The sequence below is a fragment of the Pseudomonas sp. SWRI50 genome (genome assembly GCF_014269095.1).
GTDB classification, from domain to species: Bacteria; Pseudomonadota; Gammaproteobacteria; order Pseudomonadales; family Pseudomonadaceae; genus Aquipseudomonas; species Aquipseudomonas kermanshahensis.
In genome coordinates this window covers 1-315 of record NZ_JABWRW010000083.1, presented here as the reverse complement: position 1 = coordinate 315, position 315 = coordinate 1, and the positions used below count along the sequence as shown (strand labels likewise).

1 rRNA gene is annotated in these 315 nt (G+C 42.2%); it reads right to left on the bottom strand.

Annotated elements, in window-relative coordinates:
* Window positions 1-254 precede the first annotated feature (254 nt).
* Window positions 255-315 (bottom strand): 16S ribosomal RNA (locus HU750_RS27055); the annotation flags it as partial.

Genomic DNA, 315 nt, shown 5'->3' with positions numbered 1-315 from the left:
TGCTCTTTCGAGCCCACAAATTTTACCTTAGCCTGATCCACTACCAGTGAAAGTAGTGTTCAGTCTATTTCTATCACATATCCGAATTTTTAAAGAACGATCTGACAAAAGTCAGAAATCAACATTCATCAACGAATGTTCATTTCTAAGTTCTGATCAAGAACAAAGATTAGACCTATATAAGGCCTTGATCGTCTTCAACAATGAATCAAGCAATTCGTGTGGGAGCTCATCAGCAGGCTGATGTCGTCGATTAAGGAGGTGATCCAGCCGCAGGTTCCCCTACGGCTACCTTGTTACGACTTCACCCCAGTC